22 protein-coding genes and 1 pseudogene are annotated in these 23876 nt (G+C 53.1%); 13 read left to right on the top strand and 10 right to left on the bottom strand.

The window, feature by feature from the left end; genetic code table 11:
• Nucleotides 1-133 precede the first annotated feature (133 nt).
• The 4 genes from creD to K6123_RS23310 all read left to right on the top strand — a co-directional run bounded on the left by creD (nucleotide 134) and on the right by K6123_RS23310 (nucleotide 2847).
• Nucleotides 134-1465 carry a cell envelope integrity protein CreD gene (gene creD, locus K6123_RS20975; protein ID WP_221801321.1) on the top strand — a complete coding sequence of 444 codons (1332 nt, stop codon included), beginning with the start codon at nucleotides 134-136 and terminating at the stop codon, nucleotides 1463-1465.
• A gap of 29 nt (nucleotides 1466-1494) precedes the next feature.
• Complete coding sequence (locus tag K6123_RS20970; RefSeq protein WP_221801319.1) at nucleotides 1495-1683, top strand: hypothetical protein; 189 nt, start codon at nucleotides 1495-1497, stop codon at nucleotides 1681-1683.
• 98 nt (nucleotides 1684-1781) lie between these two features.
• The gene (locus K6123_RS20965; protein WP_221801317.1) at nucleotides 1782-2231 is read left to right on the top strand and encodes an SMI1/KNR4 family protein; all 450 of its coding nucleotides are present in this window, start codon (nucleotides 1782-1784) and stop codon (nucleotides 2229-2231) included.
• A 214-nt stretch (nucleotides 2232-2445) separates the two neighbouring features.
• Entirely contained in the window at nucleotides 2446-2847 is a 402-nt protein-coding gene (locus K6123_RS23310; protein ID WP_246624939.1) for a hypothetical protein, read from the top strand.
• 188 nt (nucleotides 2848-3035) lie between these two features.
• On the opposite strand, the gene K6123_RS20955 is transcribed toward K6123_RS23310, so the two are convergent.
• Together K6123_RS20955 and K6123_RS20945 are read right to left on the bottom strand one after the other, a co-directional pair.
• Nucleotides 3036-3467: a tetratricopeptide repeat protein gene (locus K6123_RS20955; RefSeq protein WP_221801457.1), complete on the bottom strand. Its 432-nt coding sequence runs from the start codon at nucleotides 3465-3467 to the stop codon at nucleotides 3036-3038.
• Nucleotides 3468-3832: 365 nt separating this feature from the next.
• Complete coding sequence (locus tag K6123_RS20945; protein ID WP_221801315.1) at nucleotides 3833-4441, bottom strand: TetR/AcrR family transcriptional regulator; 609 nt, start codon at nucleotides 4439-4441, stop codon at nucleotides 3833-3835.
• A 126-nt stretch (nucleotides 4442-4567) separates the two neighbouring features.
• Here K6123_RS20945 and K6123_RS20940 point away from each other — a divergent pair, with 126 nt between their 5' ends.
• The 3 genes from K6123_RS20940 to K6123_RS20930 all read left to right on the top strand — a co-directional run bounded on the left by K6123_RS20940 (nucleotide 4568) and on the right by K6123_RS20930 (nucleotide 10461).
• The gene (locus K6123_RS20940) at nucleotides 4568-5659 is read left to right on the top strand and encodes an efflux RND transporter periplasmic adaptor subunit (RefSeq protein ID WP_221801314.1); all 1092 of its coding nucleotides are present in this window, start codon (nucleotides 4568-4570) and stop codon (nucleotides 5657-5659) included.
• A 1-nt stretch (nucleotide 5660) separates the two neighbouring features.
• Nucleotides 5661-8750, top strand: a complete 3090-nt coding sequence (locus K6123_RS20935; protein ID WP_221801313.1) for an efflux RND transporter permease subunit — start codon at nucleotides 5661-5663, stop codon at nucleotides 8748-8750.
• Nucleotides 8751-8946: 196 nt separating this feature from the next.
• Nucleotides 8947-10461, top strand: a complete 1515-nt coding sequence (locus K6123_RS20930; RefSeq protein WP_221801312.1) for a UDP-N-acetylmuramoyl-L-alanyl-D-glutamate--2,6-diaminopimelate ligase — start codon at nucleotides 8947-8949, stop codon at nucleotides 10459-10461.
• A gap of 26 nt (nucleotides 10462-10487) precedes the next feature.
• Here K6123_RS20930 and K6123_RS20925 read toward each other — a convergent pair whose 3' ends face one another.
• On the bottom strand, nucleotides 10488-11387 hold the full coding sequence (locus K6123_RS20925) for a LysR family transcriptional regulator (RefSeq protein WP_221801311.1): 900 nt from the start codon (nucleotides 11385-11387) through the stop codon (nucleotides 10488-10490).
• A 185-nt stretch (nucleotides 11388-11572) separates the two neighbouring features.
• Here K6123_RS20925 and K6123_RS20920 point away from each other — a divergent pair, with 185 nt between their 5' ends.
• From K6123_RS20920 to K6123_RS20910, 3 genes are all read left to right on the top strand, one after another.
• Nucleotides 11573-12070: a DoxX family protein gene (locus K6123_RS20920; protein WP_221801310.1), complete on the top strand. Its 498-nt coding sequence runs from the start codon at nucleotides 11573-11575 to the stop codon at nucleotides 12068-12070.
• An 87-nt stretch (nucleotides 12071-12157) separates the two neighbouring features.
• Nucleotides 12158-13123: a glutathione S-transferase family protein gene (locus K6123_RS20915; RefSeq protein WP_221801309.1), complete on the top strand. Its 966-nt coding sequence runs from the start codon at nucleotides 12158-12160 to the stop codon at nucleotides 13121-13123.
• Nucleotides 13124-13192: 69 nt separating this feature from the next.
• A complete protein-coding gene (locus tag K6123_RS20910; RefSeq protein ID WP_221801308.1) occupies nucleotides 13193-13996 on the top strand; it encodes a DODA-type extradiol aromatic ring-opening family dioxygenase in 804 nt (267 codons plus the stop codon).
• A gap of 589 nt (nucleotides 13997-14585) precedes the next feature.
• Here the strand turns inward: K6123_RS20910 and K6123_RS20905 are convergent.
• Entirely contained in the window at nucleotides 14586-14765 is a 180-nt protein-coding gene (locus K6123_RS20905; protein WP_221801306.1) for an RSP_7527 family protein, read from the bottom strand.
• A gap of 123 nt (nucleotides 14766-14888) precedes the next feature.
• Here K6123_RS20905 and gcvA point away from each other — a divergent pair, with 123 nt between their 5' ends.
• Nucleotides 14889-15782 (top strand): transcriptional regulator GcvA, encoded by an 894-nt coding sequence (gene gcvA, locus K6123_RS20900; protein ID WP_221801304.1) that lies wholly within the window; start codon nucleotides 14889-14891, stop codon nucleotides 15780-15782.
• 80 nt (nucleotides 15783-15862) lie between these two features.
• Here gcvA and K6123_RS20895 read toward each other — a convergent pair whose 3' ends face one another.
• From K6123_RS20895 to K6123_RS20875, 5 genes are all read right to left on the bottom strand, one after another.
• Complete coding sequence (locus K6123_RS20895; protein WP_221801302.1) at nucleotides 15863-16642, bottom strand: phospholipase D family protein; 780 nt, start codon at nucleotides 16640-16642, stop codon at nucleotides 15863-15865.
• 396 nt (nucleotides 16643-17038) lie between these two features.
• Nucleotides 17039-18943 carry a methyl-accepting chemotaxis protein gene (locus K6123_RS20890; protein ID WP_221801300.1) on the bottom strand — a complete coding sequence of 635 codons (1905 nt, stop codon included), beginning with the start codon at nucleotides 18941-18943 and terminating at the stop codon, nucleotides 17039-17041.
• 145 nt (nucleotides 18944-19088) lie between these two features.
• On the bottom strand, nucleotides 19089-19754 hold the full coding sequence (locus tag K6123_RS20885) for a glutathione S-transferase family protein (protein WP_221801298.1): 666 nt from the start codon (nucleotides 19752-19754) through the stop codon (nucleotides 19089-19091).
• Nucleotides 19729-20184 carry a hypothetical protein gene (locus K6123_RS20880; protein ID WP_221801295.1) on the bottom strand — a complete coding sequence of 152 codons (456 nt, stop codon included), beginning with the start codon at nucleotides 20182-20184 and terminating at the stop codon, nucleotides 19729-19731. The genes K6123_RS20885 and K6123_RS20880 overlap by 26 nt, the downstream gene beginning before the upstream one ends.
• Before the next feature lie 102 nt (nucleotides 20185-20286).
• Nucleotides 20287-21003: a pirin family protein gene (locus K6123_RS20875; protein WP_221801293.1), complete on the bottom strand. Its 717-nt coding sequence runs from the start codon at nucleotides 21001-21003 to the stop codon at nucleotides 20287-20289.
• A gap of 218 nt (nucleotides 21004-21221) precedes the next feature.
• Here K6123_RS20875 and K6123_RS20870 point away from each other — a divergent pair, with 218 nt between their 5' ends.
• A complete protein-coding gene (locus K6123_RS20870) occupies nucleotides 21222-21458 on the top strand; it encodes a hypothetical protein (protein ID WP_221801292.1) in 237 nt (78 codons plus the stop codon).
• A 257-nt stretch (nucleotides 21459-21715) separates the two neighbouring features.
• Nucleotides 21716-23386: pseudogene (locus K6123_RS23305) on the top strand (PAS domain S-box protein); the annotation flags it as partial.
• Between the two features lie 85 nt (nucleotides 23387-23471).
• Here the strand turns inward: K6123_RS23305 and K6123_RS20860 are convergent.
• Entirely contained in the window at nucleotides 23472-23876 is a 405-nt protein-coding gene (locus K6123_RS20860) for a DUF2069 domain-containing protein (protein WP_221801290.1), read from the bottom strand.

Genomic DNA, 23876 nt, shown 5'->3' with positions numbered 1-23876 from the left:
CGAATCAAATCAAGGTACAGCTCAGCTGTTTTGGAATTTGTCCGTTGAACATGGTCGATAAGCGGCTGTTTTTCAGCCCATTTGGCGCTTGATGCCAATGATCAAACAAGAGAATGAACAGGGATAAATCCGCATGCGTGTGTTTCAGGGAATTAACGGCAAGTTAATCGTGATTGGTGTGCTGGTACTGGTGATGCTGATCCCGATGGGCATGATCGGCTCGCTGGTGGATGAACGGCAGTCACGCAAGTATCAGGCAATTGCCGATGTGACCTCCAAATGGGGCGGCCAGCAAACGCTGTCTGGCCCCTTCATTACCTTGCCGTGGCGTACGCTGGTGGATACCGGCGAGGAGGTTCGGGAGCTGGTTTACCAGCGCCATGTTCTGCCAGACGAGCTGAATGTCAGAGTGTCGATGACCAGCGAAATCCGCCAGCGCGGCATTTACGAGGTGGTGCTGTACCGGACGGTGCTGGATATCGAAGGCCAGTTTCCGGCGGATATTCTCGATGAGCAGGATTTGCAGGCCGATGACGTGCTCTGGTCAAAAAGCTCGTTATCGCTGGGCATCAGCGATCTGGCCGGTATTCAGCAGCGCATTGTGCTGAATATTGGCGAGCAGTCGCACGAAATGGCACCTGGGGTGCTGAACAAACAGGTGGTGGAATCCGGGGTGAATTACCGATTCTCCGGGCCTGATGACCTGACCAATCTCGAAAGTAAGCGCTTTAAACTACAGGTGGTGCTGAACGGCAGCGATCAGCTCAACTTTGTGCCGCTGGCGGTGGAGAACACCATCAAGCTGACTTCCGACTGGCTATCGCCCAGTTTTGATGGCGCGTTTTTGCCGGATGAGCGGGAGGTCACAGAGGATGGCTTCACAGCCCGTTGGTCCGTGTTGAACCTGAACCGTAACTATCCGCAAAGTTGGGATGGCACCGCCTATCAGGTGGAATATTCTGCCTTCGGGGTGTCGCTGTTTGTGGCCGCTGATGTCTATCAGCAGGCCACTCGCACCATCAAATACGCGTTGTTATTTATCCTTTCGGCGTTCGCCGCGTTTTTTAGCTTCGAACTGGTACGTGGCAGCCGGGTGCATCCGTTTCAGTACATTCTGGTTGGCTTTGCGGTGTCGGTGTTCTATTTGCTGTTGATTTCCCTGTCCGAGCATATTGGCTTTGACGGCGCTTACGGGATAGCCGCACTGGCGATTACCCTGATGATCGGCAGCTACGCCGGTTCGGTGTTCCGACAAACCAGAGTGGCGCTGATCATCAGTGGCGTGCTGGCGCTGCTGTATGGCTATTTGTATGCCTTGCTGCAGCTTGAGGACTATTCCTTGCTGGCGGGCAGCATCGGCCTGTTTGTCGGGCTGGGCGTGGTGATGTATCTGTCGCGGCGGATCGACTGGTATCAGCTGGAATACACGGCGGTGAAGCGAGCTGCTCAACCGAAAGACGGCTGATCAAGGTAGCCGGTCGCCCTGGTACGCTGGTGACTGACGACGGCGATGGCCGCATCAATGCCGGTCGGGCGATTCCGTACGGCAATATCGCCCGTGGCAACGTCGCCGCAACCCTGGCTGCCTTGATTGATGCGCCGGAAATCAAACGCGAGATTATCGAAATCACCGATGGCCATACGACAGTTGCCGATGCGGTGAACAGCCTGCGTCGTAACTGATCGCTGAAAGTGGATCTTGTTCCGGTTATAAAATCGGGCGGCTCTATAATATCCGGCTGTTTACTCCACCGATATGAGCCACCCGGAATTCCCTTCTTATGCCCGAACTGATCGACTGCGAAGCCCAACTGACCCGTGATGATATTGCGGCCCTGGAAGCTCAGCTGATCGCCCGCCTGCCAGAGAGCCTGAGTCAGCATTATCTGCAAGCCAACGGCGGCGAGCCGTCTGAGCAGGATCGGGAAGCCGGGCTTTGGGGCTGGCCGCTCAACAGCTTTAACCCCATTCGCCATGGCCATCAGACCGCAGAATCCCTGATGCGTGATCTGGCCGATGATATGAAATTCGACGATGAAGAACGCCAATGGCAGCTCGGTGAGTTTCTGCCGTTTGCCTGCGACGATGGCGGCAACCCGCTGTTTGTATCCCTGCTGGCAGACGACTATGGCGCTGTGTATGTAGCTGCGCCCTACGATGGCGTGCTGCAACGGCTGGCGGATTCGTTTGCGGCGTTTCGGGCGCGGTTATTCCGGATCGAAGTCGAGTAACCAGGCTGGAACTGCGGCGATGGTTACACAACATCTGCACGGTTTAATGAATGATGAGATGGATGCTCCCATGTGATCCAGCGTTAAAAGCGCTAAGGGGTCTGTTACGAGCAAAACGCTAATATGGGGAGCGTCTACATGAACGACTTTAGTACAGGTTACCGTTGCCGTCCTAGGTGTAAGACAGCTCGGCGATGGTGGCGCTGTTGAGGGTGTGGCTGATACTGCGGATCAGATTGCGGTCGGTGTACTCGTAACGGCTGACCGTTCCGCTACTGTATTCAATGGTTTCGAGCTGATCGTCGTTGTAATAGCCGTAGGTGGCGGAACCTTTGGCAGTAATGACGGACTCCAGGCGCTGACGGTCATCCCAGGTGAGTGTGGTGGTGCTGCCATTGGGATAGACAATGGCGGCGACCAGATCGTTATTGTAGTAGCGCCATTGTGTGGTCAGCCCGGCAATATCGGTAAAGGTGGTGGGGCGGTTAAATTCATCATAGAGATAGCTTTCGTTGCCGCTCTCGAGCAGGCTGTCGTTGTAGAGATAGCTGACGTCTTTCAGGTTACCGTTGCCGTCGAAGCCCCAGATGATGGAGCCGCTGTTGTCCGTTTGTGATGTGGCTAGTGTGTGTCCGACTGCATCAGCCGGACATTAATGCTGGTAACTTATTGATTTTTAATGGTTATTGAAGCGGATGTCCGTGTAGTTGACTTATTGGTTTTTATGGTTATTGGAGTGGGTGTTCATGTAGTTGACTGAACACCCTCCTTTTGACTAACCTTCAACCTGAAAAAACTTAGGAGCTAGATTTCTATTTTTGTCTCTAGAAACTCCAGGTACTTTGGGTCATCTTCCATGAGTATATCTATACCCGCACCCATATAGGCTCTTGTCAACTCATCAGCTGCCTTACTCATATTTCCTTGCTCATAGTACATCTGACCAAGCCTCAAATGTATAAATGGATTCCCTAATCCTTTTGGGCATTGGGCAGCATTATAAAAACATTTAAAGCACTTTTCGTAATTCCCCATACGAAAATGAATATCACCAATAGCAACATATATCCACGTAGCTGCTTCCCATTCATTTATATTGTCGGGCAATAACTTTAGCGCCGAAATATACTTTACCTTTACCTTTGCCTCTTCTAGATTTTCCGATTTAGCCAATTCATCACCTTGCTTACAAAGCAAAGTAATGTCACTGTACAATTTCTCTGGTAGTTCGGCCATTTCACCCTTTGCTCAAGTTCATTTATATCGAAGAATGATCTCTTTTCAGCTTCCGTCGCTTCTGGCAAGTATCTTGAGCCAGATGATGCGCCTTTACTTCTATTAATGCTGGATGGCTCAAGAACATAGTTTTCTGGTGTATTCATGAAGCTTCTAACCTCGGGTGATCGAGCCCCTTGAAAGCGTCCGAGTCGATTCCAATAGTCAACTGCTGCCTCGATATGCCCCATATCAGTCTGATCGATTGGATACCAATTACCATCCTCTCCCAAAACTTGCCGATTGGATTGTAGTGGTTCAATAATCCCGTACTCCCAGGTTTGTGATGTATGTGGTATTCCAGGTCGATGTTTCGTCTTGCTCACTCACTTCAATAATCGTTGCTTGATCATTCCCAGGTTTGCTTCCACCAGTTGTTCAACGGACTCCTGATCACTGCAGTGTGATTTGCCATCCATAATCAGGGATGCCAATCCATGTACACAGGCCCATACGTGATAGGCGGTGAGTTCCGGGTCGCTGGCGTCGAGTTCGTCGTTTTCTATTCCTCTGGTTACCCATTCCTGGAGTACGCCGAATGCGCGCATGCCGCTGGCTTCCAGTTCGGGGTAAAGCGTTCTGTCGTGCATGCCCTTGCCGAACATGAGTCGGTATTTCTCTGGATTGTTTAGCGCAAACCTTAAATAACCCCGGCCACAGGCTGACATGGCTTGAGCGGTATTATCTTCGGGCTGCCGGTCTGCCAGCAGTGCTTCGGTTAATTCATCGAATCCTTGTGTTGCCAGTTCCGCCAGCAGCTGGTGTTTGTCTTTGAAGTGGCGGTAGGGGGCGGTTTGCGAAACGCCTGCTTCTCGTGCCAGTGCCCGCAAACTGAGCTGTTCCACGCTGTGGTTTTTGAGTGTTCTGACGGCGGCGTCGAGCAAAGCCTGTCTCAGGTTGCCGTGGTGGTAGGAGTCGTTTTCGATGGGGGTCATGTGGCTATGGCTGTTGTTCGGATTGCCTGCAAGCCTAGCATAGCGTGTTGACAGTGTTAACATGCCTGAAATAGCATGTGTTCAATGTAAACATTTGCGTGCGATTGAATTCGCAGGGTGCTCAACATGGAATGTCCGAGACAGATTAATCGTTGGATCAGGTTGATTCTGGCTGGCTTGATGGTCGGTTCGATCAGTCAGCTGTCATTGGCGGCAGCTACAGAATCAGCCATCAGGCAAACGCCGGTGAGTCTGGTAAAAGTTCAGTCGCGCTCGATGGCCTTGCCGATTCGTGTAACGGGTCAGACGGTGGCATTGGAGCAGCTGCTGTTGGGTTTTCGAATTGGTGGCTTGATTCAGCAACTCAATGGCGATGTGGGTCAGCGAGTTTCCAAAGGACAGCTGCTGGCACAACTGGACAGCCTGGAAGCGGATGCGGCGGTTCAGCAGGCTCAGGCTCAGCTGGATGATGTGATTCGCCAGCGTCAGCGTCTGAGCCGTTTGCAGGGTAATGATGCTGTCTCGATTCAGGCTTTGCAGGGCGTTGAGACGCAAGAAACCCTGGCGCGAGAAAATCTTCGCATCGCCGAGTTCAATCGCAAACACAGCCGCATCCTGGCGCCTGCTGATGGCTGGATTCTGGCTCGCAATGTGGAGGCAGGGCAGTGGGTTCAGTCGGGTCAAACCATTTTTGTGATGGCCCCGGCTGATCCGGGTTTTGGTGTTCGCTTATTGCTGACGGATCAGCAACGCCAGGCAGTATCTATGGGCGATACTGCCAGCGTGGTACTGAACCCGAATACCCCTAATGAAGTGACCCTGAAGGCCCACGTGCGCGAGTTGTCTCTGATGGCCACTTCTTCGCTGTTTCCCGCAGAATTGGCTTTTGACGATTTGAGTGCCGCACAGCAGCGTCAGCTGATTGCCGGTTTAACGGTTCGAGTGGAAATTACCCCGGCAACGAAAGCCCGGCTGACATCTATCCCGGCAGCGGCACTCGTCGCCGCTAATGGGCGTCATGGGCAAGTGATGGTGGCTTCCAGGGGTGATGGCGGTTGGACTGCCGAACAACGTACCGTTGAAATTGAGCGATTGAGTGCTGGTTCTGTCTGGATTCGGGCGGGACTGGAAGACGAACCTTTTCTGGTCAGTCGTGGCGCTGAACTGATCGAAGCCGGAGATTTGCTGCGCCCGATTGCTGCAGACGAGGTGCATTGATATGCAAATCCCTCGGCTCGCGATTCGCTACTACCAGTTTACGCTGGTAATCATCGCCTTGCTGGTGCTGCTGGGGACGGTTTCCTACCTGACGATGCCGCGCTCGGAAGACCCTCAATTCAACTTTCCGGCGGCGCTGATCAAGGCCGTTAGCCCGGGAACAACGCCCGAAGATATCGAAACCCTGGTGGTCGACCCGCTGGAGTCTGAGCTGTACGAGCTGGAAGATGTCGCCAAGCTGGAAACCCGTATTTCCGATGGCCTGGCAGTGATTCAGATTGAATTTCTATATGGCACAGATGCCGACGACAAATTTGATGAGGTGGTCGCGGCTGTTAGCCGGGCGCGTTCGGAGTTGCCCGATACCCTGGCACTGCTGGATGTGGATCGTATCAGCCCGGCAGAAGTTTCCATTCTTCAGATTGCACTGACTTCAGCTGACTCTGATTACGAGCTGCTGACTTATCACGCCAATCAGCTGGAACGTCGTCTCGAACGGGTGTCTGGTGTGAAGCGGGTAGATGTCGACGCCTTGCCTGAGATGGAAATGCAGATTGAACTCGATGCATTGCGGCTGGAGGGCCAACAGCTGCCGTTGGCTCAAGTGATCGGCGCAATCAAGGAGGCGTCGGGGAATATTCCGGCAGGGCATCTGCTTTCCGGAGACCGCCGTTTTACGGTTCGTACCAGTGGTGAATTTGACCAGCCTGAAGACGTTGAACAGGTGGTGGTGAAGGCGGCATCAGCAGGCACCCAGCATCTGGGTGATCTGGCGGAGGTTCGGTTTACCACTGGCTTGCCGATTTATCGGGCGGAACTGAATGGCCAAACGGCAGTATTTCTATCGGTCGTTCAGCGTCGGGGTACCCAGATTTTCAATGTGATGGATGGCGTTAAGGCCGCGATGGAAGACTATCGTTCCCAGCTGCCGGATACGCTGGCTATGACGGTCGTCATGGATCAGAGCGAGAGTGTCGACCGCCAGATTTCAGGTTTTTTCAACAACTTCTATCAGGGGCTTGCGCTGGTCGCCATTGCGGCTCTGCTGGTGCTGGGCTGGCGCTCTTCTCTGGTTGTGGTGATGGCGATTCCGCTGTCGATTCTGATTGCCATTGGTTGGCTGGATCTCTCGGGTTTTGGCCTTCAGCAGATGTCCATTGTGGGGCTGGTGATTGCGCTTGGCTTGCTGGTGGATAACGCCATTGTGGTGGTCGAGAACATCAAACAGCAGCGTCACAAGGGTTTGAGCGGCAAGGTGGCGGCTATTGAAGGCAGCCAGCGAGTAGCTTGGGCAGTGGCTTCCGGCACCATTACCACGGTGTTGTCTTTCCTGCCCATGCTGATGATGCAGAATAGCTCCGGCACTTTTATCCGGGCGATGCCAGTTACCGTTATTCTGGCGCTGGTGGCTTCCTTGCTGATTGCCCTGACAGTGACGCCACTGACTAACACCTTGTTTAAAGCTGCTGACGAAGAACCTGACTCGAAAGCTGCCAGCAAACCGCCTCGTGGAGACACTACCTTGCTGCATCGCTGGCTGGAGCAGGTTGCTGCTGGTGCCTACGCAACGTCGTTAGCCACTGTGGTGAAACGGCCGATTCTGACTCTGCTGGTGTCGATTGCCATGTTGGTGGGCTCGGTTGCGCTGATTCCTGTGATTGGTGTGAGTCTGTTTCCGAAGGCGGAAAAGCCCATGATTCTGGTGAATCTGGACTTGCCGGAAAGCGCGTCTTTCGAGCAGACCCGCCAGCTGGCCAGAGAAGTCGAGAACATTTTGCGTCAATACGAGCTGGTCAAAGACGTTGCCATCAACATTGGGCGCGGCAATCCGCGTATTTATTACAACGAAATTCCGGCCCAGCAGCGGGTTAACTATGGCCAATTGTTCGTCACTCTCAAGGCCTTTGAGTTGCCTGTGGTGGAACCTTTTGTGGCACAGCTGCGCGAGCGCTTCGAAGAGATCGCAGGCGCGGACATTACGGTAAAAGAGTTGTTGCAAGGCCCGCCAATTGCCGCACCGGTGGAGATCCGGATCGTGGGTAACGATATTCGTACTATCCAGTCTGTCTCAAAAGACATTGCTGATCTGTTGAAATCCACCGAGGGGCTGACCGATATCGATAACCCGGTGGGTCGCCACAAGACCGATATTCGGGTGGATATTGATCGCGAAAAAGCCGCCATGCTGGGCATCGGCATTAGCACCATCGATCAAATGGTTCGGGCGACGCTGGCGGGTGTTGAAGTGGGGAGCTACCGCCATGTTGATGGTGAAATCTACCCCTTGATGGTGCGTCTGAATAGCAATGAAGCCAGGGCGCAGGGCCCTATGCCGCAGCTGAGTTTGCTGGAATCACTGCGTTTGATGTCTGCAGACGGTCAGCTGATTCCCTTGAGTCAGGTAGCGGATATCCGGTTCGAAACCGGTATTGCCCGCTTCCAGCACCGGGATACTGAAAGAACCGCTCAGGTTACCGCTCAGGTGCTGCCCGGCTTCATTACCCAGAAAGTCACTGAACGGGTGGTAGAATCTCTCGATGCGTACCACTGGCCAGCAGGCGTGCGTTACGTGCTGGGAGGCGAGGCCGCCAGCCGTGACGAAGCATTTGGTGGCATGGCCAAGGCCCTGATTCTGGCCGTGCTGGGAATTTACGCGGTGCTGGTGCTGCAGTTCCGCTCGTTTGTACAGCCGATGATTATTTTCGGCGCGATTCCATTTGCGGTGATTGGCGCAGTCTGGGCGCTGTATTTCACCGGCTACACCTTCAGTTTCACGGCCTTTGTCGGCCTGACGTCACTGATAGGAATTGTGGTCAACAACGCCATTATTCTGGTCGACACAGCCAATCAGAATCAGCTGGAAGGAGAAAGCCGGGTCGACGCCATTCTGGAATCCGCCCGTACCCGATTCATTCCCATTGTGCTCACCAGTGTGACCACTATCGGCGGTCTGCTGCCGTTGACGCTGTCGGGCTCCAGCATGTGGTCGCCGATGGGCTGGGCGATTGTTGGTGGCTTGCTGTTCTCGACCTTGCTGACTCTTTACGTGGTGCCGGCGCTGTACCGCTGGATGGGGGAAGTGCCGAAGTAAAATCACTGCCGTCCGAACTACGCTTGTCGAACTATGCTTGGCATTCGAATTTATGTAGTACCCAACTATTGCGGGTGCTTCAGTGGTATTGAGACTATTTGAGCCACAAACTGCCAGAATTCATATTTTCTGCTCAGTATTGCCATGTTTTGGGAGTATTAAGTCGGTTTCATAAACACACAGGGAAAGGTGGCCTATGAAACTCAATTTGTCTGCGCTGCTGCGCGAGCTGGAATTGCATTGTGAATATCCACAGGACGTGCAGCTGACCGGGCTAACCTGTGTCAATACAGACGTCAGTGATGGCTTCCTGTTTATCTGGACGCCGAACTATCTGATGCCTGCAGAAAACTCCCGTGAGCATATCGAAGCCAGTGTTGCCGATGCGCTGCAACGTGGCGCGGTGGCTTTGGTACTGGAAGCGCCGTTATCTGTTTTTGCGCAGGTGCCTCAAATTATCGTTCCCCATACCCGCAAGGCGCTGTCGCGGCTTGCTGCCTGTTGGTATGGCCAACCCGCGCAGGGTCTGAAACTGGTGGGCGTTACGGGCACCAATGGCAAAACCTCCATCGCTTATATGGTTGAGCAGATGCTCAACCACGGCGGCCATCACACGGCGTTGGTCAGTACCGTTGAGAATCGTTACCTCAACCGGATTATCCCGACTGTTAACACCACGCCGGAAGCGCCGGTGTTGCATGGTTTTTTCCGGCAGGCCAAAGATGATGGGGTTTCCCATGCGGTGATGGAAGTCAGTTCGCACGGTCTTTCTCTGAACCGCGTGGATGATGTTGACTTTGATGTTGCTGTATTTACCAATCTGACCCGCGACCATCTCAACCATCATGGCACGATGGCAGATTATTTTGCGGCCAAAAAAAGCTTGTTTGACAGTGTCGAGCGCAGCTGCGGCACTGCCATTATCAATATCGACGATGCTTATGGTGCTGAACTCACAGCGTCTCTGTCGCATGCCCGGGTTGTCACTTATGGCATTGATGCGGAAGCGGATCTGCGTGCCACTAATATACGTTACCTGGGCTTTACCATCGCTTTTGATCTCTGGTTCGACGGCGAGTCTTATGCCCTGGAGCTGCCGTTTGTGGGTAAACACTATGTTTATAACTGCCTGGCGGCGATAGCCGTTGGCTTTCATTATGGGCTGGCTGCTGAGGTTATCTTTGCCGGTCTGCAGAAAACCGTTATTCCAGGGCGCTTTGAGCGCCTGATGACCTCACACCCGGCTGAAATCGTGGTCGATTTTGCTCACACGCCAGACGGCGTTGAAAAGACCCTGATTGCCGCCAGAGCGATCTGCAGGGGGCGGCTGATTGCGGTGATGGGCAGTGGTGGTAATCGTGACGAGCATAAACGGCCGATGATTGGCAGGTTACTAAGCCTGTTCTGCGATCTGGTTGTACTGACGTCCGATACGCCAAGATTCGAAGACCCAGAAAAGATTCTGGCAGATATCGAGCGGGGTTTTTTGGCGAACACGCCTTATGAAAAATACATCGATCGGCGGGAGGCGATTGAATACAGCCTCAGAGTTGCTGAAGCCAATGACCTGATTATGATTCTTGGTCGTGGCCATGAGACATATCAGAACATGGCTGGGCGCCACGTTCCGTTTGTCGATAAAGACGTCGTGCTGGAGTGTCTGACGGCCCGTTCGCTGGATGCTGCTGAAGATGCTTGTGAACTGGCATAACCCGGCTATTCAGATCTGGGCAGCAGTTACAGCCCCTGATCCCAATAGGGAACTTCGCCGTAATAACCATCCAGAAAATCAATAAAGCAGCGAACCTTGCTGGCCAGTAGCTGGCGGTGAGCGTAAACGGCGTACAGGTTCAATGGTGGTGGTGCTTCCTCGGGCAGCAGCATCACCAGTTTGCCAGCCGCAATCGCCGGGCCGGCAATAAAGGTGGGCTGAATCGCGATACCGGCGCCGCCAATGGCTGACTGCACCAGCACGTCGCCGTTATTACTGATCAAATCCGCCTGATCATTGCGGCCACTGCCCAACACGCCAAATAACTCGTTGCTGGTGTCGGCGTAGCTGTAGCGTAAATATCTGTGCTGGCGTAAGTCATCCAGGCTGGTGGGCGTACCGTTTTTCTTGAGGTAATCCGCTGATGCGCAGATGGCCAGCCGGACCGGAGCAATACGGCGGGCGATCAGGGACGAGTTCTTCAGATGGCCAATCCTCAGCGCCACATCAAAACCTTCTTCGATGATATCGACCTTGCGATCATTCAATTGCAAATCCACCCCAACTGCCGGATAGGCTTGTTGAAAATCGACCAGGAGTTGCGCCATGTGCTGGGTGGCAAACGACACCGGCGCACTGACACGCAAGGTACCACGAGCGCCATCCTGCCAGTCGCCGAGCTGGTTCTCCAGATCATCAATATCATCCAGTAGCTGTTGGCTGCGCTGGAAGTAGCGGTTGCCAGCCTCGGTCAAATGGACCTTGCGGGTAGTGCGATTGAGCAATCGCACGCCGAGGTGTTGCTCCAGCTGCGAGACGTATTTACTGACCAGCTGGGGCGACATATCCAGCCGCTCGGCGGCACGGCTGAAAGCGCCTTCATTCACCACAGTTACAAAGGTGCGCATGGCATCAATTCTGTCCATCGGTGACTCCGTTTCCGCCTGGCTGGTTGCAGGACAACTATCAATGAAATGTTGCTAATTAAGCAATGATAGCCATCTTATTGTGTCGATTCGGCGATAGTAAAGTGTGCTCATACGCTGAAGCAAGGCAACAAACAGAGTGTTGCGGCTTCCGTCCCAAACAGATGAAAGATGAGGAATTCGCCATGAGCAACACAACTAACAAACGTTTTCTGAATGCCCTGCTGGGTACCACTGGTGGCTTTGCTGCGCTGGCCCTGCGTGTACCGGTTGGTATCGTACTGGCAGCCCACGGTTCGCAAAAACTGTTCGGCTGGTTCGGTGGCTACGGTCTTGAAGGAACCGGTCAGTGGATGGCCAGCATTGGTCTGGAACCCGGTTATCTGATGGCCTTGCTGGCGGGTAGTGCCGAGTTTTTCGGTGGCCTGGCGCTGGTGCTGGGCTTGTTGACCCGCCCTGCGGCCATTGTGACGGCTTTCACCATGCTGGTGGCTATTTTCAGTACCCACATCAGCAACGGCCTGTTCCTGACCAACAATGGTTATGAATATGCCCTGAGCCTGCTGGCGGTGACTGTGGCGCTGGCGATCCAGGGTGCTGGTTATTTCTCTCTGGACAATGTGCTGCGTAACAAGCTGGTGGCTGGCAAGCCTTATTCAGCGGCGGCAGCACTGGCTCACTAAGTAGTCGGGCACGACAGCTACAGGCGGCAGGCTCTCGGATCAGAGCCTGCCGATATTTGATTTGACGAATTCAAGGTGAGGTTTCAGATGTTGGTGAATGGCGTTTGGCAGCAAAACTGGCAACCGGTGCAAAGCGAAGACGAAGACGGCCGTTTTATCCGTCAGGTTTCTTCCTTTCGTCATTGGGTAACCGCGGATGGCAGCGCTGGCCCAACCGGAGAGGCTGGCTTCAAGGCTGAAAAGGGCCGCTATCATTTATACGTCGCCTATATTTGTCCATGGGCGTCTCGCACCCTGATGGTACGGGAGTTGAAAGGTCTGCAGGATTACATCACGGTTTCTGTGGTGAATCCGGTGCTGACCGAACAGGGCTGGCAGTTTGGTGGCTTCGATGGTGCAGATAACGATGAGTTGAATGGCGCTCAATACATGCACCAGTTGTACACCCAGGCCGACCCCCAATTTACCGGTCGGGCGACTGTACCGGTGCTGTGGGACAAGCAGACCAATCGCATGGTCAATAATGAATCTGCTGACATTGTGCGGATGCTGAATACGGCCTTTAACGATCTGTTGGCTGAACAGCAGCCAGAGCAGGCAGCGTTGGACCTATACCCGGCTGAGCTCGCCAGTGCTATTGATGAACTGAACGGCCAGATTTATCCGCGTTTGAACAACGGCGTTTATCAGGCTGGTTTTGCCACCACCCAGCTGGCTTACGACGAAGCCTACGCAAATGTGTTCGGCATGCTGGATGAGCTCGAAAGCCGCTTTGCTGATGGCCGTGAATTTTTGTTTGGCGCGCAGCTGACGGAAGCTGATATTCGTTTGTTTGTGACCCTGGTGCGTTTTGATGCAGCCTATCACGGCCTGTTCAAATGTAACCGCAATCGCTTGAAGGAAATGCCAGGCCTGCATGGTTATATGCATCGGGTGCTGGCGTTACCGGGAGTTGCCAATACCGTCAATTTGAAACATATCAAGGCGGGTTATTACTCTATCAAGGCATTGAATCCAAATGGAATTGTGCCTGTGGGACCTTATTCCATTTGAAACTGCCCCATTTGTACCGAACAGCGTTGAACTTATAAAACGGTCTGGAAGGCCGGAAAGGAGATTGTTATGAGCAAGCAACAACAGATTCTGTTTGTATCCCATGGCGGTGGGCCGATGCCGTTGATGGGCGACCCTGGTCACCAGGAGATGGTTAAACGTTTGCACGAAATTCGTAAGCAGCTGAAAAAGCCGGATGCGATTTTGCTGATCAGCGCCCATTGGGAAGAGCAGGTTGCGACGGTCACCACCGGTTCCACGCCAGAGCTGATCTATGACTATTATGGCTTCCCGCCAGAAACCTACAGCATCAAGTATCCGGCTCCGGGCCATCCGCAACTGGCTGAAAAAGTCATGCAAAGCCTGCAGGCGGCTGGTCTGCCGGTGCGTGGTGATGCTCGTCGTGGCTTTGACCACGGTATGTTTGTACCGCTGAAGATCCTCTTCCCGGAGGCCGATATTCCGGTCGTGCAACTGTCGCTGGTGCATAGCCTGAATCCGGATGTTCACCTGGCGATTGGTGAAGCATTGCAAGGGCTGGAGTTTGAAAATCTGCTGGTTCTCGGTTCGGGTTTCTCGTTCCACAACATGCGGGCGTTCTTTGCACCAAACACGCGTGAACTTCAGGCACGAAATGAGGCGTTTGAAAGCTGGTTGCTGGAAACCTGTAGCAGTGATCGTTTGTCAGAAACTGAAAGGAAAGAGCGATTTTCAGGTTGGGAAAAGGCGCCTGAAGCTCGCTTCTGTCACCCACGTGAAGAGCATTTGCTGCCTTTGCATGTGTGTTATGGCATGGCAGGTAAAGCCGTTGATAAACACTGGTCTGCCGTGGTGCTGAACAAGAAGTCCGGCATGTTTTATTGGCAGGTGTGAATTTGCTTTGCGGGGTTTCTTCCAGTTGGCGCTTGATGTTCTCCCCGCTTTTACAGGGCGGCCGTATGGCTGCCCTTTTTTGTTTCAGCAGCAGAGCGGACTCGGTGTCGGAAGTAGGTTGGGCCCCGCCCAACATTTGCTGGGCACGGCCCAGCCTACAACAAATTGATTGTTTGGAGTCGGGAGAAAAACTGGCAATGCCCGTGATGCTGTTCATTTAACAAATCCACGTCATCCCGGACGCGAAGCAGATCCGGGATCCATAGGGCTTTTGGATCCTGATTCTGCGCAGCCGGAACAGTTCAGGATGACGACAATTTGTGGTTAAAAACGCTTAACTGATCAGCATTAGGCAATGCCCGGGATGGAATTTCTGGAAGCTTGTGGGCTAATTGACTGGGATAGCGAAGGACTTACAGGAAAACAATGGCTGGGAGGGGTGATATACAGAGAGAACGGCAAGAAGAGTAAAACAACATCGACTCTTGATTATTTTTAACAGGCGAGTCGAAGTGAGTTTACCAGGCTTGGCGCGGTCAGCAGGACCGTTGAATTCGCCAGTTACCTGAGTTCAGGCAAGCAGTGGCTTTTAGTGAGAAGATGCCATGTTGTGATCTTTGTGTCCGATGTGCAGCAGTGCAGCAATCTTGCGACCCAGAGACACGAAGAATTCAGCAACATAAGCGCTGCGCAGGGCACGGGCACGCTGAATGTGGAATTCGACGTCAAAGTCGGCAGCATTTTCGATGTGGAAATCAGAGTTGTTCATAGCAGTATCTCCATTGATACAAAGGTAGTGTTTACAGTGCCTAGGTTAGACAAAAGCTGACACTTGCAAAAGCGAAGCTTTCTAAGCACTATGTTGAAAAAATCTAATCTATGGATGGTCCTGATGCGTCGTTTACCTCCCTTGAATGCCCTTCGATCCTTTGAAGCAGCGGCCAGAAATGCCAGTTTTGTTGGGGCTTCAGAGGAATTATCGGTCACCGCATCAGCAGTCAGCCACCAGATCAAAACCCTCGAAGAATACTTAGGTATTTTGTTGTTTAGTCGTAACAAACGTAAAGTTGAGTTAACCACGGCAGGTGAGCAGTACCTCACCATGATCAAACACGCGCTGGATGAGATCGAAGTGGCGACCCGGCGTCTGACCACCCATCAGGAAACCAATGTGGTACAGATCAGCGTGGCGCCCAACTTCCTGACTCGCTGGTTGATGCCGCACATGAGCCGGTTTCAGGAGCTGTATCCGGATATCGAATTGCAGATCAATGCCAGCATGGGTCTGATCGACTTCAACCGCTCCAATACCGATATCGCGATTTATTACGGCAATGGCGAGTGGGACGACATCGAAACCCACTTTTTGCGCAAGGTGATGCTGGTGCCGGTTTGTAGTCCGCGTTTGATGATGGGGCCAAATCCGTTAAAAACGCCGGCGGACCTCAAGTATCACAACATTATTTACGTCAGCAAACGCAAGTGGGAGTGGCTCGACTGGCTGCAGCAAGCGGGTGCTGGTGGCCTGATTCCAAAAGGCAGTCTGCAGATGTCCAGTGGCCAATTGGCCACGGCTGCCGCCCAGGAAGGTCTTGGTGTCGCATTGGCGGACAGTACGCTGACCTCGCGGGAAATTGCATCTGGCCGGCTGGTACGCCCCTTTGATATCCAGCTCGATACCAATAAGGCTTTCTATCTGGTGTATCGCAAGAACCGGCCGTTAACTGCTGGTATGAAGGCGTTCAAGGAATGGATGATGGCTGAGCTGCAGGAAGACTCAGAATAACCGGCAACTCGGTTCGGTTAATCAATTCAGACCAGCCGGGGAGAGCAGGCGTACCGCCTGCATAACGGCTTTGGTGACGTTTAATTAGCGCGCAGCTCCAGCTTGCTGGGCCACAGAAAGTAGAGGCCATCCTCACCCATACGAGTACGGGCTCCTTGCTGTTTGGCTCGGGCGGTCATGTACAACTTGCCGCTTGATTCAACCAGCATACCCGCGTTAACCAATTGCTGGCGTACGGCGTCGGTATCCAGCTTCATCATTTCTGACCAGGCAGAGGTTTCCAGCAGGGTGTCGTTGTCGGCTTCGTTATCAAAGCCGGGACGGGAGGCGAACTGAACCTTCTGATTCTTGAGGGCGAAATACATTTCTGCCGATGGTGTGCGTTCTGATACCGCTGTCGTGATACTGAGCTGCTCTGTTGCCTGTTTCTCTGCAAACAGCTGCTCGGAATGCTCCAGAATATCCATAATATCCCTGCAGGCGGCGCTGAAGGCATCAGCATCCTTGCTGCGGGTAAGCAGGATACCCATATCGTGTTGTTGACCATCACGAGACGGTTCCAGGTTGCGACTGCTGAGGATGATATTGCTTTCGTTGCAGCAGCAGCGTGCATTCAGTTTCGGGCTAACGTAAATAGCGATATTCGGATGGCGGGCCAGTGAATATATCTGTGACAGGAACTGGTGGTTACGATAGATAAGCCGGACTTGCAGGCCTTGATCGGCTTTGGCTGTTATCAGATCCAGCATATCGGCTTCCAGTTGCAGATATGGGCTTACCAGTGTCAGCTGGCGCGCTGATTTCTGAATCAGTGTTCTGGTGAGCCGATCGATTGAGGTTTTATTGAGAAAAGTAGCCATCGCAACTCCTTTGCAGGTTGAGTTATCAAGGGGCCATCAATCAAAGTGCGACCCGTACGGGTACAGGATGGTCACCAAGCCTATCCATGGGTGATAAATGTCTCAATTGGGTTTGAAATATTATTGCAAATATTTACGTTTGTCACAGATTAATAAGAACTTGATCACGGAATAATGAGTTTTTGTTGTATATCGACATTACGATTGTCTGGCAATCTTTCACTATATAATTTGTTCTATAACGTATTTTTTATCTGGCTGAATCATTTAATGTAAGCAGTCAGTAAATGAATGATGAATATGAAACAGATTGTTTGGTAAAGGGAATAATCGCTATATGCAAATATAACCGGATCTGCACAATGGCTCGTGCGATCCGGCGACTAACCTGGTGGCTCAGGCCCGGAAGCGCTGGGTTACGCCATCAAGCTGGTGGGCTGCATCGGTTTGCAGCGACGATGATTGGCGGGCTTCGACCGCTGCCTGATTACTGTCTTCGGCCAGTTCACGGATATGCTGGATCAAGCCGTTAATCTCTCGTACCACTGCACTTTGTTCTTCAACCGCACTGGCAATCTGGATGTTCATCTGGGCAATGGACGACACCAGCCCGGAAATATCCCGCACACCGTCACCAGCAGCCTGACTACGGCTGACGGTGGTGGCAATCTGCTGGCTACTGCTGTTGATGACCTCGGTAGCTCGCTCGGAAGCCGTTTGCAGCTTGGAAATCATGCTATGGATTTCCTCGATGGAGGATTGGGTGCGTTGCGCCAGCGAACGGACTTCGTCGGCAACCACTGCAAAACCACGTCCTTGCTCACCGGCCCGGGCGGCTTCAATGGCGGCATTGAGCGCCAGCAGGTTGGTCTGGTCGGCAATTGCCCGGATTACATCGAGAATGCCGCTGATGTTCTGGCTGTCCTGATTGAGCTGCTGAATGACATGGGAAGCGGAGTCCAGTTCACTGCTGACCTGGGTAATTCCACTGATGGCAGAGTTGATGGTGTCGACCACCGCTTTGGCGCGGTTGTCGGCATGCCGTACGGATTCGGCGGCTGATGAAGCATTGTTGGCGACTTCCTGAATCGCCGATTCCATCTGACTTACCGAGGTGGCGACGTCACCGGTTTCCTTTTGTTGTTGTTGCATTAGTTCGGCAGACTGTTTGCTCAGCTGAGAGTTACGACTGGCAGATTCTGATATCGCCGACGACGACGCTTTGACCTGCTGGAAAATTCCCTGCAGGGTTGCCAGAAAATGGTTAATGCCTTGTGACAGTTCGGCAATTTCGTCATTGCCGGATTGCTTGATCCGGAAGGTCAGGTCACCGCCAGCGGAGGCCAGGGTGTCAATATGGCCCTTCAGTTCACGAATCGGGTTAACGATGGCGCGGCCCATCAGTAATGAAACGGCGATAGTCAGGCCAATTGCGATAGCCAGTGTGACGATGATTTTTACAAGCGCTGCGGTTATCGATCCGAAAGTATCATTCAGTGTTTGCTGCTCTGCCTGGCCCAGATGCTCGAAAATTTCGGTCAGGTTGGCATCGACCCCGGCTTCAGCTTGTTCCAGCAAAGGCGTTGTTTGCAGATAGTCATTGGTAATTTGCCGGAGCTGCGTCAGAACGGCTAATTGTTCATTAACACGTTCCTCCTGTTCGGTATCCGCAAAATTTTCGACATCGGTTTTGGCTTGCTCAAGCAATTCGTCGATCAGCCCCAGCAGTTCAGACCCTTTTTCCGGGTGCTGTGTCAGCTCTTCGAACAGCAATCGCAACTGGTAGGTTTTGTTGGTGCTTTTGACCGCGCCAGACATGGCCGCCAATTCTTCCCGCAAGGTACTTTGCAGTTTGAATGGGTCATTCAGGCTGTCCATCACGTCGTAGACGTATTGATTCGATGCTTCGATGGATTGCCGCGATAGTTGCAGAAAGCGGGCAGCCAGCTCGCGGTTGCTGTTAAACACCTGCTGTAACTGGGACAACGCAGCTTGCAGGCCCTGCAAGTGCTCTTGCAGTTTCGCCAGCGCTGGATACTGGCTGACTTGCTGTTCCAGTTGGCGGATTTTGTTAGCCAAGTCGTCGTAGCCCTGGCGGGAAAAACTGAACCGCTCGGCATCGGACGACATCTGGTAGAGATCACTGGCCAGTACCTGGGTTTCTGCGACCTTGCTGCGAATCTGTTCGGTAGTGCTTTGATTGTTGATAAAAATGGCGACTACCAGCACCAGCAACAGCAGTTGCAGGGAAACCGGCAGCAGGATTTTTTTCTGGACGCTCAGACTGGATAACACAGACATGCAGGTTGGCTCGTTTTGGTTGTTATTACCCTAATAGTAGATAACCAATCGGGAACAAAGTGAGCCAGCGGCAATGATGGTTTAAATCTGCCTGGTTGCTGCCTAAAACAGTACCAAAGAACAACCCCAACAGCTGTCCGGATACTCAGGCATAGTCATAAGGGCCACCCTGTTCCAGCGCCCGACGATAGGCCGGGCGTTGCTGGATTTGCTGCACAAAGCGAGCAATCTGGGGATGGCTGGCGGCTGTTACTGCGCGGTTCAGCGCAGCTTCCAGCGGGAACACCATCTGGAAATCGGCAATGGATAATTGCTCTCCGGCAAACCATTCATGTTGGGCCAGGTGACGTTCGATATAATCCAGGTGGGTATTCAGGTTCGGCATCACAAAGGTTTGCAGCACCTTGTCAGCAATGCCTCTGGCGATGGGTTTGACAAAAAACGGCATCGGCGATGTCTTGATTTTGTTAAACACCAGCGTCAGCAACAGGAAGGGCATCAGGCTGCCTTCGGCGTAATGAAGCCAATAACGGGCTTGCCAGCGCTGTTGATGATCATCCGGCAAATAGCGGTTGGCAGCTTTGGCCTCGTTGAGGTATTCGATAATCAGGCCGGATTCAGCCAGTGCCAGTTCACCATCAATCAGCACCGGCGCCTTGCCCAGTGGATGAATGGCTTTCAGGCTTGGCGGTGCCAGTAGCGTCTTGGCATCGCGTTCGTAATAGGTGATCTGATAGGGGATGCCAACTTCTTCCAGCATCCAGAGAATTCGTTGGGAACGCGAGTTATTCAGGTGATGCAGGGTGATCATGGGGGTTGGCTTCCCTTGGCATATTGCCCAGCGCCCACAGGCACCAGAGCTGCAATAAGGTAAATGCAAAACCCAATGGTATCAGCAGATTGACCAGCCACCAGGACCACAATGAGGTGTGATGGTAAGTATGAGTCAACTCGGTGAGATTTTCCTGAGGTGGCAACCCCAGTCGCATTGGATGATGGATCGACCATTCGGTGTGTTGCTGACGTTTCAGCAAACAGTGTGGCCAGAGTATGGTGAACAGGCAGCCAGCAGCAAGTCCCAGCAGCGATATCGTCAATGAACCGATCGCTGCCAGCCAGCTTTTGTCAGCCAGATGTTGCAAGCAGACTTCCCATACCAGAACGACCCATAACAGAGTCGTCCAGGCCGTCTGCGCCCACAGGCTGAGCCTGAACAGTTTCCCCGGGTTAGGCTGTACCATTGCGCTACTCCCTGAGCTGAATTTGTCCCCTGTGTGAGTATGGTACGGATTTAAACCATCATCTAGTGACGCTTGGAAACCATCAGTAACGGTTTGTGATGGTCATCTTTGCGCAAACACTGGTAAATCAAACCACAGCGCTGTGACAGGTTTGTGAGCACTGACTTGCAACTGTTTTTGTTGGTTAACACCGAGGGCATCACCAGCCGTCAGAGTCAGTTTGTCGTTGTCATCCACTGCCACTTCCAGTTCACCTTCGATCAGATGCAGGTAACCAGCGCGTTGGCTGATAGCCAGTGGCCTGCTTTCGCCCGCTTCCAGTTGCAGTCGTGACAGCACCACATCCTGATGAATCTTCAGTGATTCGCCACGTTGGTCGTGAGACACCAGTGCTGTCAGCGAACCCTGCTGAGGCACGACTTTCTGTTCATAACCTGGCTCCAGGCCGTTGCTGGCCGGACGGATCCAGATTTGCAGAAAATGCACTGGCTGCTCGCTCGAGTGGTTGTATTCTGAATGAACAATGCCACTGCCCGCAGTCATGCGCTGAACTTCACCGGCCCGTAATACGGATTCCCGGCCAGTGCTGTCCTTGTGATGTAAGGCACCCTGCAAGACGTAGGAAATGATTTCCATGTCGCGGTGGCCGTGGGGATCAAAACCTGCGGCCGGGTCAACCGTGTCATCATTGATTACCCGTAACAGGCCCCAGCCCATGTGTTGCGGGTCGTAATAATGTCCAAAGGAAAAACTGTGATGGCTATTGAGCCAGCCGAAGTTGGCCAGGCCGCGATCGGCGGCACGTCTCAGATAGATCATGGTTGCTGCTCCGATATCGTAAATGTATGGAGGAATTAGCTGCAGGTTAGTGGTTTAAAGCTTTCTTAAAAAGCGGATAAAAAAGCGATTAGCTTTCTATTTTTTAGATGTTTTTCCGTGGCTGCTGGTATTTATGAAGGTCGGCATGGCCGCTGGTCTTGGCGGCGGCCATAATTGCTCTACAATGCCGCCCTTAAACCGATCAAAGAGAGATTTCCATGGAACGCACCGAACGCGATTTTTATGCCCGTGACAAAGAAGATCAGGAAGCTTTCCTGAGCCAGACCTGGTGCAACCAGTGTATGGAAGCCGATCTGGGCATGAAGGAACCAGAGGAATACGAACTCGGTGGTGTGATTTACATTGAAGGCAAGTGTGTTAAATGTGGTGCTCCGGTAACCACCGAAATTGCTGACGATGACACCGACGGTGAATGGGAAGACGAGCAGGAATAATCCTGTCCAGAGCCGGGGGGTATTCCTGACAACCCGGCTCCGCCAAACTGCCAGAACCTCCCTTGCAGCCTTTCTCTGGTGTTGGCCCTCTGGTGTTGGCCCTCTGGTGTTGTTCTTGCGCCAGTTGCAGGACGTCAGCATCCGCTCAAACCGCTTCTTGTTGTAGCCTTCCCCGTCAACTCCGATTGACCCATCCCTGATCAACCGCCAAATCTTTGCTAGGGTTATTAGAAAATAATCCAGGCAGGGTACGTGCAATGTGGAAATTGCCGGGCAGGGCAGCGAACCAGTCAATTTCAGAACAAATTCTTTCCCAGGCAATTGATGCCGTTATTTGTGTCGATGAAGCTCACCGGGTGACGTTTGCGAACCCGGCTGCGGCAGCTCTGTGGGGACGACCTGCGGCTGAACTGCTGGGCCAGAGCGCAGACAAGCTGTTGCCAGCCAGTATCTGGCAGACCGCAAAATCTGCCCCGGGGCATTGTCAGGAACTTGAACTGCTGCGCCAGGATGGTTCGCCACTGTGGTGCTGTGTGTCGGTTTCGCAAATCCGGGTTGGCCAGCAGCTATGTTATACCGCCTTTATCAAGGATGTGTCCGGGTTGCATCAGCAGCAGGAAATTGTCCAGCAAACCCTGGCACAGGCCATTGATGCGGTCGTTATGATTGACGGCAACAATCAGATTACCTTCTTCAATCGCGCTGCCGAACAGCTGTGGGGGTACGGAGCTGCGGAGGTGGTTGGCAAAAACGTCAACCTGCTGGTGCCGAAGGCCCTGCGTTCACAGCACGACAGCTTTATCTCTGCCAATCGTCAGGGAGGTGCCGACAAGATCGTTGGTAGCAGTCGTGATGTTGAAATCGAACACAAGAATGGCAGCAAGCTTTGGGGCAGCTTGTCGCTGTCAAAAATCCGTATTGGTAAAGAGTTTTTCTATTCCGCCTTCGTCAAGGACATCACCCGGCAACGGGCGGTACGGGAAGTCATTAACCAGACTCTGAACCAGGCGCTGGACGCCGTGGTTACCATCGACGAGCACAATTGCATCACCTTTTATAACCACGCAGCCGAACAGTTGTGGGGTTATAGCGCTGACGAAGTGATGGGTCAGAACGTCAAGATGCTGGTGCCGGAAGCCGTTCGCACTCAACATGACCAGCATGTGAATCGTAATCGCAAGACCGGCCAGGACCGTATTGTTGGCAGTCGTCGGGAAGTCGAAATTATGCGCAAGGATGGCTCACTGGTGTGGGGCAGCTTGTCGCTGTCGAAAATCCACTTGCAGGGCAAAATTATCTATACCGCCTTCGTGCGGGATATTTCCGCCGAGCGGGAGGTACGGGAAATCATCGACCAGACGCTGGAGCAGGCACTGGATGCAGTGGTGTCGATTGATGGCGACAACCGGGTGACCTTTTATAACCGTGCGGCAGCGCAGCTGTGGGGTTATGAGCGTGACGAAGTGCTTGGTCAGAACGTCAATATGCTGGTGCCGCAGGAATTGCGTAGCGGCCACGACCAATACGTCAATAACAATCGCAACACTGGTCAGGACAAGATTGTCGGTACTCGCCGGCCGGTCAAAATCCAGCGAAAGAATGGCAGCCGTACTGACGCCATGCTGTCGTTGAGCAAAATTCGGGTGCTGGGTGAAATCGGCTACACCGCCTTTGTGAAGGATATTTCGACCGAAGTTCAGGCGCGGGAATCAACCGCTGCTGCGATGGAATCCGTGCTGCAGTCGAGTAACCAGATCGGGGCCATCGTCTCCGTGATCAACAATATTGCAGATCAGACCAGCTTGTTATCGCTCAATGCGGCGATTGAAGCGGCCCGTGCTGGCGAGCAGGGCCGTGGTTTTGCGGTGGTGGCCGACGAAGTGCGGACACTGGCGTTCAAGTCAGCGGCATCAGCCAGGGAGATCAATACGCTGGTGGATGAAACCAAACAGCGTATTGGTGAGCTGGCGGCCGCCTTGCAGCGTTCGGCGGAATAAAGCCCGACGTTCGAGCTCAGAGCCCGGCTTCGAACCGTTTTTGCCAGCGGGTGAACAGCATGGCTGTTACAAAAATGGCCAGGCTGTCGACCGTCATCAGCCAGCCCCAGGCACCACTGCCAGGGGTGAAAATCCACATCACTGCCAGTACAAAGTACAGCTGTATCATATAAGCCAGCCAGGATGCGGTTTTATGTGAACGGGCGATCAGGCCCGGGATAAACAGCAACAGCGGCAGGCATTTGAAGACCGCGATGCCAATGCCGCCCAGCCACATTTCAAGGCCTGGTTCGACATCCTGCGGCGGATTGATCAGGGTCGATACCACCAGAATCAGCAACATGGCGGTATAGCTCAGCAGCAGCAGCGTCCAGGCGGTTTTGGCCTTGCTGGCAAACTGGCTGGTTTCAGGTTGGTTCAT

It is taken from the genome of Oceanobacter mangrovi (assembly GCF_019740315.1).
Lineage (GTDB): Bacteria > Pseudomonadota > Gammaproteobacteria > Pseudomonadales > Oceanobacteraceae > Oceanobacter > Oceanobacter mangrovi.
This window is presented reverse-complemented; position numbering and strand designations above follow the sequence as displayed.

What these genes read in the sequence shown, in the direction of transcription:
- creD (WP_221801321.1), top strand. Translation starts at nt 134, where the DNA reads ATGCGTGTGTTTCAGGGAATTAACGGCAAGTTAATCGTGATTGGTGTG.
- K6123_RS20965 (WP_221801317.1), top strand. Translation starts at nt 1,782, where the DNA reads ATGCCCGAACTGATCGACTGCGAAGCCCAACTGACCCGTGATGATATT.
- K6123_RS20955 (WP_221801457.1), bottom strand. Translation starts at nt 3,467, where the DNA reads ATGGCCGAACTACCAGAGAAATTGTACAGTGACATTACTTTGCTTTGT.
- K6123_RS20945 (WP_221801315.1), bottom strand. Translation starts at nt 4,441, where the DNA reads ATGACCCCCATCGAAAACGACTCCTACCACCACGGCAACCTGAGACAG.
- K6123_RS20940 (WP_221801314.1), top strand. Translation starts at nt 4,568, where the DNA reads ATGGAATGTCCGAGACAGATTAATCGTTGGATCAGGTTGATTCTGGCT.
- K6123_RS20935 (WP_221801313.1), top strand. Translation starts at nt 5,661, where the DNA reads ATGCAAATCCCTCGGCTCGCGATTCGCTACTACCAGTTTACGCTGGTA.
- K6123_RS20930 (WP_221801312.1), top strand. Translation starts at nt 8,947, where the DNA reads ATGAAACTCAATTTGTCTGCGCTGCTGCGCGAGCTGGAATTGCATTGT.
- K6123_RS20925 (WP_221801311.1), bottom strand. Translation starts at nt 11,387, where the DNA reads ATGGACAGAATTGATGCCATGCGCACCTTTGTAACTGTGGTGAATGAA.
- K6123_RS20920 (WP_221801310.1), top strand. Translation starts at nt 11,573, where the DNA reads ATGAGCAACACAACTAACAAACGTTTTCTGAATGCCCTGCTGGGTACC.
- K6123_RS20915 (WP_221801309.1), top strand. Translation starts at nt 12,158, where the DNA reads ATGTTGGTGAATGGCGTTTGGCAGCAAAACTGGCAACCGGTGCAAAGC.
- K6123_RS20910 (WP_221801308.1), top strand. Translation starts at nt 13,193, where the DNA reads ATGAGCAAGCAACAACAGATTCTGTTTGTATCCCATGGCGGTGGGCCG.
- K6123_RS20905 (WP_221801306.1), bottom strand. Translation starts at nt 14,765, where the DNA reads ATGAACAACTCTGATTTCCACATCGAAAATGCTGCCGACTTTGACGTC.
- gcvA (WP_221801304.1), top strand. Translation starts at nt 14,889, where the DNA reads ATGCGTCGTTTACCTCCCTTGAATGCCCTTCGATCCTTTGAAGCAGCG.
- K6123_RS20895 (WP_221801302.1), bottom strand. Translation starts at nt 16,642, where the DNA reads ATGGCTACTTTTCTCAATAAAACCTCAATCGATCGGCTCACCAGAACA.
- K6123_RS20890 (WP_221801300.1), bottom strand. Translation starts at nt 18,943, where the DNA reads ATGTCTGTGTTATCCAGTCTGAGCGTCCAGAAAAAAATCCTGCTGCCG.
- K6123_RS20885 (WP_221801298.1), bottom strand. Translation starts at nt 19,754, where the DNA reads ATGATCACCCTGCATCACCTGAATAACTCGCGTTCCCAACGAATTCTC.
- K6123_RS20880 (WP_221801295.1), bottom strand. Translation starts at nt 20,184, where the DNA reads ATGGTACAGCCTAACCCGGGGAAACTGTTCAGGCTCAGCCTGTGGGCG.
- K6123_RS20875 (WP_221801293.1), bottom strand. Translation starts at nt 21,003, where the DNA reads ATGATCTATCTGAGACGTGCCGCCGATCGCGGCCTGGCCAACTTCGGC.
- K6123_RS20870 (WP_221801292.1), top strand. Translation starts at nt 21,222, where the DNA reads ATGGAACGCACCGAACGCGATTTTTATGCCCGTGACAAAGAAGATCAG.
- K6123_RS20860 (WP_221801290.1), bottom strand. Translation starts at nt 23,876, where the DNA reads ATGAACCAACCTGAAACCAGCCAGTTTGCCAGCAAGGCCAAAACCGCC.